General features: G+C 54.9%; 9 protein-coding genes, 2 tRNA genes, 3 rRNA genes and 1 pseudogene. 7 read left to right on the plus strand and 8 right to left on the minus strand.

Annotation, left to right across the window (positions count from 1 at the left end; all coding sequences use genetic code 11):
- Positions 1-118: 118 nt before the first annotated feature.
- The 6 genes from ACXKZD_RS04425 to ACXKZD_RS04450 all read left to right on the plus strand — a co-directional run bounded on the left by ACXKZD_RS04425 (position 119) and on the right by ACXKZD_RS04450 (position 7,044).
- Positions 119-1,658, plus strand: a 16S ribosomal RNA gene (locus ACXKZD_RS04425).
- A gap of 74 nt (positions 1,659-1,732) precedes the next feature.
- Positions 1,733-1,809 (plus strand) — tRNA-Ile (locus ACXKZD_RS04430).
- 146 nt (positions 1,810-1,955) lie between these two features.
- A tRNA-Ala gene (locus ACXKZD_RS04435) sits at positions 1,956-2,031 on the plus strand.
- Between the two features lie 210 nt (positions 2,032-2,241).
- Positions 2,242-5,150, plus strand: a 23S ribosomal RNA gene (locus tag ACXKZD_RS04440).
- Positions 5,151-5,361: 211 nt separating this feature from the next.
- Positions 5,362-5,477 (plus strand): 5S ribosomal RNA (gene rrf / locus ACXKZD_RS04445).
- Together the 16S, 23S and 5S rRNA genes with 2 tRNA genes alongside form the textbook arrangement of a ribosomal RNA operon.
- Positions 5,478-5,754: 277 nt before the next feature.
- Positions 5,755-7,044 carry an MFS family transporter gene (locus ACXKZD_RS04450; RefSeq protein ID WP_010257813.1) on the plus strand — a complete coding sequence of 430 codons (1,290 nt, stop codon included), beginning with the start codon at positions 5,755-5,757 and terminating at the stop codon, positions 7,042-7,044.
- A 9-nt stretch (positions 7,045-7,053) separates the two neighbouring features.
- Here ACXKZD_RS04450 and ACXKZD_RS04455 read toward each other — a convergent pair.
- From ACXKZD_RS04455 to trxC, 5 genes and pseudogenes are all read right to left on the minus strand, one after another.
- A pseudogene (locus tag ACXKZD_RS04455) lies at positions 7,054-7,364 on the minus strand (YfiM family lipoprotein).
- Positions 7,365-7,390: 26 nt separating this feature from the next.
- A complete protein-coding gene (gene pssA / locus ACXKZD_RS04460; protein WP_029519515.1) occupies positions 7,391-8,746 on the minus strand; it encodes a CDP-diacylglycerol--serine O-phosphatidyltransferase in 1,356 nt (451 codons plus the stop codon).
- 117 nt (positions 8,747-8,863) lie between these two features.
- Positions 8,864-11,521, minus strand: a complete 2,658-nt coding sequence (locus ACXKZD_RS04465) for a bifunctional acetate--CoA ligase family protein/GNAT family N-acetyltransferase (RefSeq protein ID WP_010672150.1) — start codon at positions 11,519-11,521, stop codon at positions 8,864-8,866.
- A 138-nt stretch (positions 11,522-11,659) separates the two neighbouring features.
- Entirely contained in the window at positions 11,660-12,337 is a 678-nt protein-coding gene (locus ACXKZD_RS04470) for a tRNA-uridine aminocarboxypropyltransferase (protein ID WP_311978303.1), read from the minus strand.
- Positions 12,338-12,418: 81 nt separating this feature from the next.
- Entirely contained in the window at positions 12,419-12,838 is a 420-nt protein-coding gene (gene trxC / locus ACXKZD_RS04475; RefSeq protein WP_010257800.1) for a thioredoxin TrxC, read from the minus strand.
- Positions 12,839-12,997: 159 nt separating this feature from the next.
- Here trxC and ACXKZD_RS04480 point away from each other — a divergent pair, with 159 nt between their 5' ends.
- On the plus strand, positions 12,998-14,179 hold the full coding sequence (locus ACXKZD_RS04480; protein ID WP_010672152.1) for a tRNA/rRNA methyltransferase: 1,182 nt from the start codon (positions 12,998-13,000) through the stop codon (positions 14,177-14,179).
- A 36-nt stretch (positions 14,180-14,215) separates the two neighbouring features.
- Here ACXKZD_RS04480 and emrB read toward each other — a convergent pair whose 3' ends face one another.
- The 3 genes from emrB to mprA all read right to left on the minus strand — a co-directional run bounded on the left by emrB (position 14,216) and on the right by mprA (position 17,621).
- Positions 14,216-15,751 (minus strand): multidrug efflux MFS transporter permease subunit EmrB, encoded by a 1,536-nt coding sequence (gene emrB, locus ACXKZD_RS04485; RefSeq protein ID WP_010257793.1) that lies wholly within the window; start codon positions 15,749-15,751, stop codon positions 14,216-14,218.
- Between the two features lie 16 nt (positions 15,752-15,767).
- A complete protein-coding gene (gene emrA, locus ACXKZD_RS04490) occupies positions 15,768-16,940 on the minus strand; it encodes a multidrug efflux MFS transporter periplasmic adaptor subunit EmrA (protein ID WP_010257791.1) in 1,173 nt (390 codons plus the stop codon).
- 150 nt (positions 16,941-17,090) lie between these two features.
- Positions 17,091-17,621: a transcriptional repressor MprA gene (mprA, locus tag ACXKZD_RS04495; protein WP_003850381.1), complete on the minus strand. Its 531-nt coding sequence runs from the start codon at positions 17,619-17,621 to the stop codon at positions 17,091-17,093.
- Between the last annotated feature and the right edge of the window lie 144 nt (positions 17,622-17,765).

Here is a 17,765-nt window from a genome sequence, read left to right on the forward strand (position 1 = left end):
TTGATATCAGCGTCTCCGGACGTAAAAAATATCAAGCCTCACGAGTGAACACATAATGAAATTCATTATGACGTTTTACAGATGAGCACCGCTTAACTTGTTTAAGCAAATCAAACTTAAATTGAAGAGTTTGATCATGGCTCAGATTGAACGCTGGCGGCAGGCCTAACACATGCAAGTCGGACGGTAGCACAGAGAGCTTGCTCTTGGGTGACGAGTGGCGGACGGGTGAGTAATGTCTGGGGATCTGCCCGATAGAGGGGGATAACCACTGGAAACGGTGGCTAATACCGCATAACGTCGCAAGACCAAAGAGGGGGACCTTCGGGCCTCTCACTATCGGATGAACCCAGATGGGATTAGCTAGTAGGCGGGGTAATGGCCCACCTAGGCGACGATCCCTAGCTGGTCTGAGAGGATGACCAGCCACACTGGAACTGAGACACGGTCCAGACTCCTACGGGAGGCAGCAGTGGGGAATATTGCACAATGGGCGCAAGCCTGATGCAGCCATGCCGCGTGTATGAAGAAGGCCTTCGGGTTGTAAAGTACTTTCAGCGGGGAGGAAGGCGATGGGGTTAATAACCTTATCGATTGACGTTACCCGCAGAAGAAGCACCGGCTAACTCCGTGCCAGCAGCCGCGGTAATACGGAGGGTGCAAGCGTTAATCGGAATTACTGGGCGTAAAGCGCACGCAGGCGGTCTGTTAAGTCAGATGTGAAATCCCCGGGCTTAACCTGGGAACTGCATTTGAAACTGGCAGGCTTGAGTCTTGTAGAGGGGGGTAGAATTCCAGGTGTAGCGGTGAAATGCGTAGAGATCTGGAGGAATACCGGTGGCGAAGGCGGCCCCCTGGACAAAGACTGACGCTCAGGTGCGAAAGCGTGGGGAGCAAACAGGATTAGATACCCTGGTAGTCCACGCCGTAAACGATGTCGACTTGGAGGTTGTTCCCTTGAGGAGTGGCTTCCGGAGCTAACGCGTTAAGTCGACCGCCTGGGGAGTACGGCCGCAAGGTTAAAACTCAAATGAATTGACGGGGGCCCGCACAAGCGGTGGAGCATGTGGTTTAATTCGATGCAACGCGAAGAACCTTACCTACTCTTGACATCCAGCGAACTTAGCAGAGATGCTTTGGTGCCTTCGGGAACGCTGAGACAGGTGCTGCATGGCTGTCGTCAGCTCGTGTTGTGAAATGTTGGGTTAAGTCCCGCAACGAGCGCAACCCTTATCCTTTGTTGCCAGCGATTCGGTCGGGAACTCAAAGGAGACTGCCGGTGATAAACCGGAGGAAGGTGGGGATGACGTCAAGTCATCATGGCCCTTACGAGTAGGGCTACACACGTGCTACAATGGCGCATACAAAGAGAAGCGACCTCGCGAGAGCAAGCGGACCTCACAAAGTGCGTCGTAGTCCGGATCGGAGTCTGCAACTCGACTCCGTGAAGTCGGAATCGCTAGTAATCGTGGATCAGAATGCCACGGTGAATACGTTCCCGGGCCTTGTACACACCGCCCGTCACACCATGGGAGTGGGTTGCAAAAGAAGTAGGTAGCTTAACCTTCGGGAGGGCGCTTACCACTTTGTGATTCATGACTGGGGTGAAGTCGTAACAAGGTAACCGTAGGGGAACCTGCGGTTGGATCACCTCCTTACCTGAAGATACCTTCCCGCGCAGTGTCCACACAGATTGTCTGATAAAAAAGTAACGAGCAGAAAAAACCTCTACAGGCTTGTAGCTCAGGTGGTTAGAGCGCACCCCTGATAAGGGTGAGGTCGGTGGTTCAAGTCCACTCAGGCCTACCAAATTTCTTCTCATGCTGCGTTATGCGCGCGGTCGTTTACCTGAGTAAACGTCCCTTCCGCATGCCTTGCCTGAAAAGAAATTGCATCCTTCTCCTGAAGAATGTAACTCGGTTGAGTGGTAGTAGTGGTCTCTGCAGTAACTGTATGGGGCTATAGCTCAGCTGGGAGAGCGCCTGCCTTGCACGCAGGAGGTCAGCGGTTCGATCCCGCTTAGCTCCACCATACCGTTTATCTGTTTTTTTCTGAAATACCTCAGAGCATACCGGCGACGGTGTGCTGCGACGTATTATGCTCTTTAACAATCCGGAACAAGCTGAAAATTGAAACGACGCAGCGCGTCATTCCTCCGTAATTAAGGAATGGCAAAGCGATGCGTTCGAGTCTCTCAAATGCTTGCAATTCGCAGCGTTGTAAAACGCCTGTGGGTTGTGAGGTTAAGCGACTAAGCGTACACGGTGGATGCCCAGGCAGTCAGAGGCGATGAAGGACGTGCTAATCTGCGTAAAGCGACGGTAAGGTGATATGAACCGCTACAGCCGTCGATGTCCGAATGGGGAAACCCGGTGCACTCTGTGCATCATTGCAGCATGAATACATAGTGCTGCAAGGCGAACCGGGGGAACTGAAACATCTAAGTACCCCGAGGAAAAGAAATCAACCGAGATTCCCCCAGTAGCGGCGAGCGAACGGGGAGCAGCCCAGAGCCTGAATCAGCTTGTGTGTTAGTGGAAGCGTCTGGAAAGTCGCAGGGTACAGGGTGATACTCCCGTACACAAAAACACACATGCTGTGAGCTCGATGAGTAAGGCGGGACACGTGGTATCCTGTCTGAATATGGGGGGACCATCCTCCAAGGCTAAATACTCCTGACTGACCGATAGTGAACCAGTACCGTGAGGGAAAGGCGAAAAGAACCCCGGCGAGGGGAGTGAAACAGAACCTGAAACCGTGTACGTACAAGCAGTGGGAGCCTTCTTTATGGGGGTGACTGCGTACCTTTTGTATAATGGGTCAGCGACTTATATTCTGTAGCAAGGTTAACCGTATAGGGGAGCCGCAGGGAAACCGAGTCTTAACTGGGCGTTAAGTTGCAGGGTATAGACCCGAAACCCGGTGATCTAGCCATGGGCAGGTTGAAGGTTGGGTAACACTAACTGGAGGACCGAACCGACTAATGTTGAAAAATTAGCGGATGACCTGTGGCTGGGGGTGAAAGGCCAATCAAACCGGGAGATAGCTGGTTCTCCCCGAAAGCTATTTAGGTAGCGCCTCGTGAACTCATCTTCGGGGGTAGAGCACTGTTTCGGCTAGGGGGCCATCCCGGCTTACCAACCCGATGCAAACTGCGAATACCGAAGAATGTTATCACGGGAGACACACGGCGGGTGCTAACGTCCGTCGTGAAGAGGGAAACAACCCAGACCGCCAGCTAAGGTCCCAAAGTCATGGTTAAGTGGGAAACGATGTGGGAAGGCACAGACAGCCAGGATGTTGGCTTAGAAGCAGCCATCATTTAAAGAAAGCGTAATAGCTCACTGGTCGAGTCGGCCTGCGCGGAAGATGTAACGGGGCTAAACCATGCACCGAAGCTGCGGCAGCGACGCTTAGGCGTTGTTGGGTAGGGGAGCGTTCTGTAAGCCGTCGAAGGTGTGCTGTGAGGCATGCTGGAGGTATCAGAAGTGCGAATGCTGACATAAGTAACGATAAAGCGGGTGAAAAGCCCGCTCGCCGGAAGACCAAGGGTTCCTGTTCAACGTTAATCGGAGCAGGGTGAGTCGACCCCTAAGGCGAGGCCGAAAGGCGTAGTCGATGGGAAACAGGTTAATATTCCTGTACTCGGTGTTACTGCGAAGGGGGGACGGAGAAGGCTATATCAGCCGGGCGACGGTTGTCCCGGTTTAAGCGTGTAGGCGGAGTGTCCAGGTAAATCCGGACGCTTGTTAACGCTGAGGCGTGACGACGAGGCACTACGGTGCTGAAGTGATAAATGCCCAGCTTCCAGGAAAAGCCTCTAAGCATCAGGTAACACAGAATCGTACCCCAAACCGACACAGGTGGTCAGGTAGAGAATACCAAGGCGCTTGAGAGAACTCGGGTGAAGGAACTAGGCAAAATGGTGCCGTAACTTCGGGAGAAGGCACGCTGGCGCGTAGGTGGAGGGACCTGCTCCCCGAGCCGAAGCCAGTCGAAGATACCAGCTGGCTGCAACTGTTTATTAAAAACACAGCACTGTGCAAACACGAAAGTGGACGTATACGGTGTGACGCCTGCCCGGTGCCGGAAGGTTAATTGATGGGGTTATCCGTAAGGAGAAGCTCTTGATCGAAGCCCCGGTAAACGGCGGCCGTAACTATAACGGTCCTAAGGTAGCGAAATTCCTTGTCGGGTAAGTTCCGACCTGCACGAATGGCGTAATGATGGCCAGGCTGTCTCCACCCGAGACTCAGTGAAATTGAACTCGCTGTGAAGATGCAGTGTACCCGCGGCAAGACGGAAAGACCCCGTGAACCTTTACTACAGCTTGACACTGAACATTGAGCCTTGATGTGTAGGATAGGTGGGAGGCTTTGAAGCGCGGACGCCAGTCTGCGTGGAGCCAACCTTGAAATACCACCCTTTAATGTTTGATGTTCTAACGTAGGCCCGTAATCCGGGCTGCGGACAGTGTCTGGTGGGTAGTTTGACTGGGGCGGTCTCCTCCTAAAGAGTAACGGAGGAGCACGAAGGTCAGCTAATCACGGTCGGACATCGTGAGGTTAGTGCAATGGCATAAGCTGGCTTGACTGCGAGAGTGACGGCTCGAGCAGGTGCGAAAGCAGGTCATAGTGATCCGGTGGTTCTGAATGGAAGGGCCATCGCTCAACGGATAAAAGGTACTCCGGGGATAACAGGCTGATACCGCCCAAGAGTTCATATCGACGGCGGTGTTTGGCACCTCGATGTCGGCTCATCACATCCTGGGGCTGAAGTAGGTCCCAAGGGTACGGCTGTTCGCCGTTTAAAGTGGTACGCGAGCTGGGTTTAGAACGTCGTGAGACAGTTCGGTCCCTATCTGCCGTGGGCGCTGGAGAATTGAGGGGGGTTGCTCCTAGTACGAGAGGACCGGAGTGAACGCACCACTGGTGTTCGGGTTGTCATGCCAATGGCATTGCCCGGTAGCTAAGTGCGGAAAAGATAAGTGCTGAAAGCATCTAAGCACGAAACTTGCCCCGAGATGAGTTCTCCCTGACTCCTTGAGAGTCCTGAAGGGACGTTGAAGACTACGACGTTGATAGGCCGGGTGTGTAAGCGCAGCGATGCGTTGAGCTAACCGGTACTAATGACCCGTGAGGCTTAACCTTACAACGCCAGAGGCGTTTTTGAGAGACAGGTTTTCAGCTTGTTAACCGGATACAGTTGTGTCCTGCGGACTGAAGTCCGAAGGATTTTGCGCTGAGGCAAGGCGGCAAGCGAGCGATACGAAGGAGCATACTGAAGTATGTGACGGAGTAGCGCGAGGGCGGCCAACGCAGCCTCAGCACAAAAGACACAGGACAGAGCACAAAGAATTTGCCTGGCGGCTTTAGCGCGGTGGTCCCACCTGACCCCATGCCGAACTCAGAAGTGAAACGCCGTAGCGCCGATGGTAGTGTGGGGTCTCCCCATGCGAGAGTAGGGAACTGCCAGGCATTAAATAAGTGAAGAAGCCCCGCACGAAAGTGCGGGGCTTTTTTACGTCTGCACTTTGCCACGTTAAGCTGAAAATATGATCTGCAGGCACGCGGTATGTCACCCTTAACTCCCCATTCTTGACTTCTGAATGACCAGCAACCCGCTGATTTTTCGATAATTAGCGACATGGCTCACAATAATAATCTCGGATTACGCCGCCTTTACCTTCAGTAGACTTAAATGCTTTACTCACTCCTTTAAACGCTGTTGATCAGCAAGGAACAGAGGTAAGGCATGGCACCCACAAATAATAAAACTCAGACGGATGATACAAAGAAACGTATCTGGGCTATCGTCGGCGCGTCATCAGGTAACCTGGTTGAGTGGTTCGACTTCTACGTTTACTCCTTCTTCTCACTCTATTTTGCCCACATTTTCTTTCCGCAGGGCGATACCACGACTCAGTTGTTACAGACGGCGGGCGTTTTTGCGGCAGGATTTTTAATGCGTCCGATTGGCGGCTGGCTGTTTGGCTATATCGGCGACAAACATGGCCGAAAAAATTCGATGCTGGTTTCGGTCTGCATGATGTGTTTTGGTTCGCTGGTGATCGCCTGCTTACCCGGTTACGCAACGATCGGCGTGGCTGCGCCCGTTATTCTGCTGCTGGCGCGTATGTTTCAGGGATTATCGGTGGGCGGAGAATATGGGACTAGTGCAACCTACATGAGCGAAGTGGCTCTGGAAGGACGCAAAGGATTCTACGCCTCATTCCAGTATGTCACGCTGATTGGTGGCCAGTTAGCGGCGGTACTCACCGTCGTGGTCCTGCAATTTTTGCTGACGGATGCAGAACTGCGAAGCTGGGGCTGGCGTATTCCGTTCTTCCTCGGCGCACTCCTCGCCGTTGTCGCATTATGGTTACGACGCTCACTGGAAGAGACCTCAGATAAGACGAGCCGCGAACATCGCGATGCGGGTAGCGTAATCGGGTTACTGCGTAATCATACTCGTCCCTTCCTGATGGTGCTGGGTTTCACCGCAGGCGGCTCCCTGAGTTTTTACACCTTCACTACCTACATGCAGAAGTATCTGGTTAATACGTCAGGTATGGATCCTAAAACCGCCAGCGGCCTGATGACCGGTGCGCTGCTGGTCTTTATGCTGATTCAGCCGATTATCGGTGCCCTGTCAGATAAAATCGGTCGTCGCACCTCAATGATGATTTTTGGCGCGGGCGCGGCCATCTGTACGGTCCCCATTCTGACCCTGTTGCAAAACGTGCAGAGCCCTGGTGTGGCTTTCCTGTTAATCATGCTGGCGCTGCTGATTACCAGCTTCTACACCGCCATCAGTGGCATTCTTAAAGCAGAAATGTTTCCGCCACAGGTGCGCGCACTGGGTGTAGGACTATCTTACGCAGTAGCGAATGCGATCTTCGGTGGGTCGGCAGAGTATGTTGCGTTGCTGATGAAGCAGCAGGGGATTGAGACGACTTTCTTCTGGTATGTTTCAGCGATGGGCGCGGTGGCATTTCTGGTGTCGCTGTTGCTGCACAAGCGCGGTAAGGGGATTAAGCTTTAACAGAGAAAGCTACTGACTCAGATTCCACAGGGCAATGCCGCTGGCAGCACCGGCGGCATCCCAGGCGAAATCTTTCCAGCTCCAGCCGCTGCCATTCGGGCGGCTGTCATACCACTCTTTTCCCGCCCCAGGCGTTAATGAAAACAGTCTGGCTTTGCCGGTCAGAATGGTGCTGACGCTGCCTTCCCATATTCACTACCGGCAGCGGCCAGGACTGCAGAGGCGACAAAATGCTCCGCTTTATCCCGTCCGGTCCACTGATCTTCCGCCATATGGGCGCATCCGCTACACAACAACACAGCAAGCAGCACACTTCGCATAGCAGATGCCTTATTGGCCGCAGTGATTAAAGAATCCGGCTGATCAGGCGATCGATACGTATCCGGCGCAGACGGCGAATCAGTTTGCGCACCTTGGCCGGGTAATCAGCAATACTCTCAAGCTCACGGAAATGCGTCACTACCGTTGTGTTCTGCCGGATTAACGTCAGTTCCTTCTCACGCTGAGCCGCTAACTCCTGATGAGGATCGTGGATCAGCACCGCATTTTCCAGATCGAGCCGCCAGGCACGTGGATTGAGGTTATTACCGGTAATCAGCTGCCATTCATCATCAACCCACATTCCTTTAAGGTGATAACTGTTCTCGCCATCCTTCCACAGTCTCACGACCAGCTGATCGGTCGTAACGTAGTAGTGCAAACGGCTCATAAAGCGACGAAGATTGATTTCATACAGGTAAGGCAGTGCGCCGATGATTTTGAACGGCTGATCGGGCGCAATATAGAAGTCATTGGCTGTTTTATCGCCGACGATGATCTCAACCTGTTTTCCCTGACGCAGAAGATGAATGATATTACGTACCAGCAAGGCGGGCATGTTGAAGTAGGGGGTACAGATGATCAGCTTCTGTTCCGCACAGGGCATCAGGTGGAAAATGGTTTTATTGAGCAGGCTATGCTTACCCAGACCGACCAGCGGCGTGACCGTCAGTTCATCGTTGCCGGCATTCCCTTCAAACTGATAATTGAAGCCGCGCAGGTCCTGACGGAACTGGCGTGTCTCATTTTTAATTTCAGGACTTGAGGGGCGCTCAGCAAAATCGAGTCGGTTTACCGCCTCTGCTGACTTCAGATTGAGCGTGATCCAGTCATACATCGTATCTGTCAGCTGGGAATTACGGATAACCTGATAACGGTCATAGCGATACTTATCATGCTGATGCAGGTAGACATCATTGATGCTGGCGCCGCTGTAGAGCAGCATATCATCAATAATGAACCCTTTAAGGTGGAGCACGCCCAGCGCTTCACGGGTATTGACCGGGATACCATAAACCGGGATGGCAATATCCGGATAACGTGTCGCCATTTCGCAATACCAGTCGGCATTGGTTACGCCTCGCGCTGCGCCAATTCGCCCACGCTGCGCACGGTGCCAGTCAACCAGAATCGAGATATCCAGCTCCGGCCGCGCCTGCTTCGCACTATAAAGCGCATCCATGACGGCACGTCCGGCGTCATCATTTTCCAGATAGAGCGCAACAATACAGATGCGAGTCTGCGCTGCCGCAATTTTCTCCAGCAACGTCTGGCGAAATTCGGCAGGCGAGTAAAGTGTCGACACATCCGCAACGGATTGTGACAGTTTCGGCAGCTGTGCGAGGTGTTGTTGGTGTTTGTTACGTTTAAATTTAGACAACATCACAGTGCACTTCTTCTCTGTTCATTGCATGGCCTTTTGCCATCAAATCAGGGTTATAACCACAAATAATAACATCAACTTCGCCGATTCGAACGTTTTTTACCTTTCTCTACAAGGTTAGTTGATCTCATTCTGTAAAGACAATTTCAGGCTGACAATACCGTCATCCAGTTGAATATCAACATGAAAGTTGAGCTTTCGTGCCAGCGTAATCATGCCGCGGTTATGGGGCATGGTGATACCGTTCAATTGTTGCAAGCCGTGATGCCGGGTATAGCGGATCATTTTTTCCAGCAGACGACGGCCCATGCCTAAGCCTTTCAGGTCGGAACGGACCAGCACCGAAAACTCCGCATCAATGTTATCTGCATCAGAGATAGCGCGGGTGACGCCGATGATCTCGGATCGTCCATGATGCTGACGTACCGCCACAATCGCCATCTCGCGGTCATAATCGATCTGGGTCATGTTGGCGAGATCATCATGAGTAAACTCACTGATTTCACTGAAGTAGCGGTAGTAGAGATCTTCTTTGGTGACCTGACTGATGAAATCGCGCAGCAGGGGCTCATCCTCTGGCAGAATGGGCCGGAACAGGCAGAATTGCCCATCCTTTAACTCTACCTGCTCTTCCAGATGCTGAGGATAAGGACGTATTGCCAGCCGTGCTTCGTTATCGCCATGGAACGGAGCCAGCGTCAGGGTGACATCCAGCAGGGTAAAATCATTGCCCGCCGCCAGCAGCGGATGAATATCCAGTCGCTGGATCTCCGGGCAATCCACCACCAGGTTAGAGACCTGCACCAGCAGCTGGCTTAAACCGGGGATATCCAGCGGATTCAGCGCGCTGCGGCTGCGGATTTTTCCGCTCTTGATCGCCTGAATCACCAGATAGCGTGCCAGCGTCATATTCAGCGGGGGAAGGGCAACGGCAGCCTGTTTATCGGCCTGCCATTCAACGCCGCCTTCCCCCAGCATAATGATCGGGCCAAACAGGGCATCCTGTTCGACCACGACCCGCAGCTCCTGTGCGCCTGCACGACTCGCCATGCTCTGAACCAGCAGCCCTTCGATACGTGCCTGCGGCAGCGTCTGTTTTACCCGATCAAAAATGGCCTCAGCGGCATGCTCCACTTCGCTGGCATTACGCAGGTAGAGCATCACGCCCTGCACCTCCGATTTATGCGCGATATCGGGTGAACGCAGTTTTAGCGCCACCGGATAGCCAATCTGATCGGCAATCGCCACTGCCGCCTTACTGTCGCTGGCGATCCAGGTCGGCAGCGTGGCCAGGCCGTAAGCCTGCAACACCGGCTGCACTTCGTGGGTATCCAGCGCAGTAACACCGCGCTCCAGCGCCTGTGACAGCAGCTGGTGTGCATGGGCACTGTCCAGGTTCAGGGTGGCGGGCAGGGCAGGGGTTTCGCGCAGCTGCTTCTGGTTACGGCGGTACTCAACCTGATGCATAAAAGCGGTCACCGTTCCCTCTGGCGTGCGCCAGGTCGGTATCCCCGCCTGCGTAAAGGCTCGGCGCGCGGCTTGTGAAGAGAACTCGCCACTCCAGTTGGTCAGCAGCGTCACCAGCTTACCGCGTGGGTGACGGGCGATGGTGTCGATCAGATGTCCGGCCGTTTCAGTCGCGGGCGCGACCGCGCTTGGCGCATGAATAATCATCAACGCGTCAAGTTCATGGCTGTCGAGCAGGATCTCTGTGCAGGCGGCATAACGTTCAGCTGTGGCGTCGTCTTTTAAATCCAGCGGGTTGCCGCGGCCTGCACCAGCGGGCAACAGCGCCTCGAGCTGCTGAATCGTCTGCTCGCTGAGCTGTGCCAGTTTCCCGTTGCGGGCATAGAGCTCATCCAGCGCCAGCGCGGCGGGGGCGGCACCATTACTGATGATCATCAGCCTGTCGCCACGCAGCGGCCGCATATGACTCAGCGACTCTACGGCGGAGAAGAGCTCATGGGTATCCTGCACCCGCAGTAACCCGGCACGCTGAATGGCTGCATCCCAGGCGGCGTCCAGACCGCTGTGAGTGCCCAGCAGTGCCTGTGCTTCCCGACTGCGACCACTCTTGATCACCAGAATCGGTTTATTACGGGAGGCGCTGCGTGAGGCAGAAACAAAACGACGCGCATCGCTAAGGTGCTCAAGATAGAGCAGGATAGCGCTGGTTTTACCGTCGCGAGCCAGGAAGTCGAGCAGATCATCGACATCGGTATCCAGACTGTCACCCAGCGCGATAAACCAGGAGAATCCGAGATTACGCTGCTGCGCCCAATCGAGAATGGTGTTGGATACGGCGGCGGACTGGGAGATAAATGCGATACGGCCTTTCTCTATCGGCACTGGCGAGAAGCTGGCATTCAATCCCTGCCAGGGGGCCAGCAGTCCAAGACTGTTCGGGCCCAGCAGACGTATCTGCCACTGGCTGGCGCAGGCTTTGAGTTCGGCCGACTGGCTGGCGGGCGCAGAGAGGATAATGCAGGCTTTGCAGCCTTTCTCCCCGAGCTGTTGTAGCAGTTCGAGGTTACGTTTTGAGTGGGTGCAGATCACTGCCAGGTCTGGCGCGAAAGGTAAGCTGTCGATGGTGGGCCAGGCCAGTACGCCGCTGACCGCTTTATATTTCGGCGTCACCGGCAACACCGGGCCGCTAAAACCGCCCGCCAGCAGGTTACGCATCATAAAATATCCGGCGCGCCCTGGCGTGACCGAGGCACCAATCACCGCAATTGATTTAGGTCGTAACAGCGCTTCCAGTCCGCGTTGGCTCATCTCGCTCTCCAGAGTTCGGGATTTGCGTGATTGTAAACGCTTTTTGCTGGCAGTGCTTCCGGGCAGATCGCAGGCTGCGCATTCCGATTTTAATCTCTGTCACCGCAGGGACGCTCCCGCCAGGAGGTGACTGGGCGATTAAACCTGTCCGGCGTGGTGCGGTTTCCCTGCCAGGTAGGCCGCGCGGAACTGATCAAAATGGTGAGATAACGCCTCAGCTGCCAGCCGATCGCCCGCCTGCGCCAGCAGCGCCGCGGCCACTTCAGCAGTACAGTGCTGACCTGCGCCGTGGGCTTCACGCAGCGTATAGCGCGACGGGGTGCTGACATCCAGCGACATCACCGGCAGGGCGTCAAGCCAGGGGCTTTTACGGAACATTTTGCGGGCTTCGGTCCAGGTGCCGTCCAGCATAATAAACAGCGGCGGCTTGCCACTGACGGGCGGCATTGTCAGCACTTCACGACCGGGGTCGGCATAGGCGGCCGGGAAAACCACCAGCGGCTGATAATCGGGATTGCGCACCGCCGCCAGCAGCAGCGGATCCGGCTCGGTGCGTGACCAGCCAAAAGCCTGAGTATCCGGCAGAATATCGGCAATCAGCCGGCCAGTGTTGCTCGGCTTCATCGGCTCGGTATCGAACATCACCAGGCAGAAGCGGCTACGGGCGGACTGCGGCACAATCTGACTGCAGAGACAGTTGATCTCTGGCAGCAGGCAGCCCTGACAGCGAATGACCCGATTCCCGCGCGCGAGGAAAGGACGGGTGGATCGGGCAAGGCGTTGGGTGCGCAAGCGCAAAACAGCATTATCAGACATGAGTATTCAGGGCAGGAAAAACGTCAGTGTAATCGAAGCACAGGCGAAAAGGAAAAGGCCAGCCAGGCTGGCCTCTGAAGATTAAAGTGACTCATCCAGCCATTCATTGAAAGGCGCTTTGGGCATCGCGCCATTCAGCATGTCAACCCGCTCGCCGTTCTTAAACAGCATGATGGTCGGGATACTGCGAATGTTGAAACGGGCGCTCAGGGCCGGTTCCGCTTCGGTGTTCACTTTAATAAAGCGGACTTTACCGCTGCGTTCACTGGCGACATCTTTAAACACCGGCGCAAAATTGACACAGGGACCACACCAGGGCGCCCAGAAATCGATCACCACCGGCAGATCGTCCTGCAGATATTTGTCAAAGTTAGCGCTGGTGGCATTCACCACTTCGCCATCAAATAACGCATTTCCACAGCGACCACATTTCGCCACGTCGGCAAGGCGTTCTTCAGGAACGCGATTGGTTGCCTGACAGGAAGCGCATACCGTATTCATAGGAACCTCTGATGTTGAAAAGTGTCAGTCTGGTAAATATTGTTCATTATGAAAGGGGACGGATTCCCTCTCAATCTGGATTGCTCTATAGGTTCAATAGTTGATAGCTAAGCGCCAGCACATCAGGTAATCTGCGCGCTCTCAATGCAGGAGGAAGACATGAACGACGAATTTAAAGGCAAGAGCGGTAAGGTTAAGGTGATGTACGTGCGTGGCGAGGACGATAAAAGCGCGCGCGCGCCTAATCCTCGTACAGGCAAAGGTGGTCACGCTGCTGCCCGTTCGGATGATAATCGTCGTTCGTCTGGCCCCCGTACTGAACGCAGTCAGGAAGGTGGTCGCTCCGCTGGCCGTCGCAGCGACGACACCGGTCGCAGCAGTTCACCGCGTCGTGATGAAGGCGGACGTGGCGCTCCACGCCGTTCAGACGATGGCGCAGGCCGCCGCAACGATCGTGGCGATGATAATCGCGGCGCCTATGGCAGCAGCGATTCCCCATGGCGCACTGTGTCACGCGCGCCATCAGCAGATCGTCCGGCAACCGAAAGCGATAAGCCGGATCATGGCGGCATCAGCGGCAAGAGCTTCGTCGATCCCGAACAGATCCGTCGTCAGCGTAACGAAGAGACGCGCGTCTATGGTGAGAACGCCTGTCAGGCGCTGTTCCAGAGCCGTCCTGAAGCGATTGTTCGCGCCTGGTTCGTGCAGGAAGTGACACCGCGTTTCCGCGAAGCGCTGCGCTGGCTGGCGGCTAACCGCAAAGCCTATCACGTCGTGGAAGATGCAGAGATTACCAAAGCGTCAGGCACTGAGCATCACGGTGGCGTCTGCTTCCTGATCAAAAAGCGCATGGGTATGGCGGTTTCTGAATGGCTGAGCCAGGCGAATACCAAAGATTGCGTACTGGCACTGGAAGATGTCAGCAACCCGCATAACCTCGGCGCGATTATGCGCAGCTGCGCGCACTTTGGCGTAAAAGGTTTGCTGGTGAACGACGCCTCACTGCTGGAGTCCGGCGCCGCGGTACGTACCGCAGAAGGCGGTGCTGAGCATGTGCAGGCCATCAGCGGCGCAACCTTCAGTGAAGGTCTGGAAGCGTTCCGTAAAGCGGGTTACACCATCGTCACCACCTCCAGCCATCAGGGCACGCCGCTGGCGCAGGCTCAGCTGCCCGAGAAAATGGTGCTGGTGTTAGGGCAGGAGCGTGAAGGTCTTTCTGATACCGCGTTCAAACAGGGTGACATGAGCCTGTCGATTGGCGGCACCGGCAACGTAGAAAGCCTTAACGTCTCGGTCGCAACCGGCGTACTGCTCGCCGAATGGTGGCGTCAGAACGCATAAAAAAACGGGCCGAAAGGCCCGTTTTGCTGTGTAACGTTAGTGCGCGCCACCGCCGCCGCCGCCTGCGCTAAACGGCGGGCGGGCAAACCAGATCAGCACCAGCAGAATCAAAAAGACCCCCGCCGACGCCCAGAAAATTTCATTCGCTGAAATAATCAGTCCCTGATTGGTAATCTGCTGCGCGATCCAGGCCGACGCCTGCTGCTGCGTCATCCCCATGCTCTCCAGCTGGCTATACATCTGCTGCGAATTGACGTTGTAAGGGGTAATCGACTCCGTCAGGTAGCTATGATGCATCGACTCGCGGTTACTCCACATGGTGGTGGTAATCGACGTTCCCACCGAGCCTGCAAAGGTACGCATAAAGTTCGACAGGCTGGAGGCAGCGGCCATGCGCTCCGGCGGCAATCCCGACAGCGTAATGGTGGTCAGCGGCATAAAGAAGCAGGCCACGGCAAAGCCCTGAATAAACTGCGGCCAGGCTGAGGCACCAAAGTCCATTCCCGGTTCAAACGTATACGCGCGCCAGTAGAAGCAGACGGCATACATAATGAAGCTGAACGTGACCAGCCGTCGCATGTCGAGCTTATGGGCAAAGCGTCCGATGATCGGCGACAGGATCACCGGCAAAATGCCCACCGGCGCAGACGCCAGACCGGCCCAGGTTGCGGTGTAGCCGTAGACCTCCTGCAGCAGCTGCGGCAACAGAACAATCGAGCCGAAGTAGAGCATATAAGCCAGACTGATCGACAGGCAGCCAATGGTGAAGTTGCGCGACTTAAACAGCGACAGATCAATGATCGGGTGATCGTCAGTCAGCTCCCACACCAGCAGGACTGACAGCGCAATCACGGCCACTACCCCGAGCACGATGATCTCGGACGAGTTAAACCAGTCGAGCTCCTTTCCGCGATCCAGCATCACCTGCAAACAGCCGATCCCCACCACCAGCAGCACCAGCCCGACCATATCGATCCGCCGGATTTCGGTTTTGGTTTCCCGGCCGCGCAGGGTTTGCAGCGTCAGTATTACCACCGCCACACCAATGGGCACGTTGATAAAGAAGATCCAGCCCCAGTGATAGTTATCGCTGATCCAGCCGCCCAGTATCGGGCCACAGATTGGGGCGACGATCACCGTCATCGCCCACAGCGACAGCGCAACACTGCGCTTGGCGGGCGGATAGTTGTTGAGCAGCAGACTTTGCGACAGCGGGATCAATGGACCCGCGACGATCCCCTGAATGACGCGGAAGAATATCAGCATCTCCAGGCTGTCTGACATGCCGCACGCCCAGGAGGCGATAGCAAAAAGAATGGTCGACCAGGTAAAGAGCTTCACTTCACCGATGCGTTTTGCCAGCCAGCCGGTCAGCGGGATCGAGATCGCATTGGCCACACCAAACGAGGTGATCACCCAGGTTCCCTGGGAGTTCGACGCCCCCAGATTACCGGCAATCGTGGGGATAGCCACGTTGGCGATGGTCGAGTCCAGAACCTGCATGAACGTCGCCAGCGATAGCGCAATGGTCATCAGGACCAGCGGCATTCCTTCAAGCGGTTTTTGTGCCATTACAGCCTCCGCGTCATCATCCGGCGTTGGCGCGGACGATATCGGTGATCAGCTGATTGACCGGCGCAAGGTCAATCGCCAGTGCGTTGCTGCTGTAAGCGGCTTGCTGACGGGCGCTGGTGGCCAGCGCGCTGCCCTCTTTGCTGGTGGTATCGATTTTAACCAGCGTTGAGAGGCCAATACGCAGCGGATGTCTGGCGATATCTTCCTGATTCAGTTCGATACGAACCGGCAGGCGCTGAACCACTTTGATCCAGTTACCGGTGGCATTCTGTGCCGGCAACAGTGAGAAGGCGCTGCCGGTGCCCATATCCAGTCCTGCAACTTTGCCCTGATAAACCACTTCGTCACCGTAGATGTCGGCAACTACGGTGACAGGCTGACCAATACGAACGCCAGCCAGCTGGGTCTCTTTAAAGTTGGCATCGACCCACAGATTCGTTGCAGGCACGACGGCGAGCAGCGGGGTGCTGGTGGAGATTTGCGAACCGACCTGGACGCTGCGACGGGAGACAAAACCATCCATCGGACTACGGATTTCGGTGCGCTGCAGCGCCAGCCAGGCGTCACGCAGCTCAGCCGCGCTCTGTTGCACGGCAGGCTGATTTTCCAGTGAGGTGTTGAGGATCATCGCCTGATTCGCATTGTATTGCTGAATCGCCACGTCCAGTTGTGCTTTGGCCGTCGCGACGGCATCGCGGGCGTGCTGCAACTCTTCACGGCCAATCAGATTAGCTGCGCCTAACGGCTCACGGCGTTTCAGGTCGGCCTGTGCCTGCGCCAGAGCGGTCTGTTGCAAGGTAATGCTGGCCTGATACTGTTTGCCATTAATCATCAGCTGATGCGTCTGACGCACGCTGGTGGCGAGTGCCGTCTGCGCTTTTTCAAACGCCTGCTCCGCATCCGTCTTATCCAGTGAAACCAGCACATCGCCTTTTTTGACGAAATCGGTATCTTCAAACCAGACTTTATTCACGCTACCGGAGACCTGTGCCATCACCTGCACCTGGTTACCCGCAACGTAGGCGTCATCCGTTTCCTGAAAATGGCGCAGGACCAGGAACCAGTAAACTCCCCAGGCAATACCAATCAGCACAAAGATCAGCGCCAGCACGATGAGCACACTTTTGCGCTTCTTCTTTTTGTTGGCTGACGGTTGCGGGCTTTGTGCTTCTGCCGTTGCACTCATGTCTTTCTCCACGTTTTCCATTTAGTCGGGCGGCAGAAATCCCTTTTCGCCAGCGCCCGAGTCGAAAAAGCCAGCGACTGAGCGCTGGCCAGATAAAAAAGGAAATTAAAATAACGATTCCGACAGGTGATTGTGTCGCACTTATTGCTATTAGCGGGAAAGCGAGGCGATCAGCTGATCTTCATCCATTTTATCAAGACGATTAAGTAGCTTACGGGTGATGCCTTCCAGCTGCGACTTCTCATCGACGGAGAGCGATGACCAGAGGTACTGCAGGCTCTGATGCTGAGGTGGCAGCAGCTGACGCAGGAACTCCATCCCTTTATCGGTCAGATGCAGGTGCAGGCAGCGACGGTCGTGATCGCTTTCACGACGCTCAATCCAGCCGCGCTTTTCCAGTTCATCAGCAATGCGCGTGGCATTGGTGCGCGAAGAACCAAGGGCAGAGCTGAGCTCAGAGGGCTGAATACTATGGTTTTCCTGTGCATCCAGCGTAATCAACGCCATGAACAGGGTTTCATTAATACCCTGTGCTTTCAGCATCTTATTACGGTTGTCCAGCAGTTTACCCTGCATATGCATACAGAGACGCGTCAGAATAATTTCCTGCAACGGAAAATCCTTATGGCGATTGGCACGGATGTTTAGCATCTGCTCAATGGGAGTAAACGAACTTTCCATTAAAAAAAACCTCACTAATTGCAACTTGTATAATAACTATGGTGACAGGATAAGCGTAGTCACTTTTTGGCAGGTGATCGCTGACAGAATCACTATTCACCATCAAAGGTATTCCAGGCCATTCCCTGGCCCTGGGTCAAAAAC

The organism is Pantoea sp. ABR1s (assembly GCF_057812235.1).